This is a genomic window from Bradyrhizobium sp. SHOUNA76 (assembly GCF_023006445.1).
In the GTDB taxonomy this organism is placed as follows: domain Bacteria; phylum Pseudomonadota; class Alphaproteobacteria; order Rhizobiales; family Xanthobacteraceae; genus Bradyrhizobium.
In genome coordinates this window covers 1-569 of the sequence record NZ_JALBHA010001101.1, presented here as the reverse complement: position 1 = coordinate 569, position 569 = coordinate 1, and the positions used below count along the sequence as shown (strand labels likewise).

The following is a 569-nucleotide window of genomic DNA, read 5'->3' as shown; positions in this document are numbered from 1 at the left end:
AGCCCGGCCTTCGGCTTCGCCGCGGCGCTCTCGGCGATTGCGGTGGTACTGCTCTCCGGCATCTTCGAACCTGCCCGCGCGCCGGCGCCGCGGCGCCATCCGTTCCAGGACATCCGCGAAGGCGCGGCCTTCGTGTTTCACCATCCGCTGCTGCGGCCGGTGTTCATCACCCAGTTCATCTTCAATACCGGCTGGTTCCTGCAGATCGCCGTGTTCGTGCCTTATGCGGTGCGTCATCTCGGCCTGACCGCCGCCGGCGTCGGCACGGTGCTGACCATGTACGGCGTCGGCATGGTGATCGGCGCGCTGCTCGCGACACGCGTGATGCAGCGCGTCGCGTTCGGCACCGTCGTCGGCCTCGGCCCGGTCACGGGCTTCGTTGCAGCCGTGGTGATGGCGCTGACGGTGCTGGTCCCCTCACCCTGGCTCGCGGCGTTGAGCTTCTTCCTGCTCGGCGTCGGGCCGATCCTGTGGGTGATCTCGACCACGACACTGCGCCAATCGGTGACGCCGCCGCGCCTCCTCGGCCGCGTCTCCGCCATCAACATCATGAGCTACGGCGCCCGTCC

Annotated in this window: 1 protein-coding gene; it reads left to right on the top strand. The window is 68.9% G+C overall.

Annotated features, from left to right (window positions below):
* Positions 1–569 (top strand): MFS transporter (locus MOV74_RS39970; RefSeq protein WP_246933084.1); only part of this gene is annotated, 569 nt, incomplete at both ends.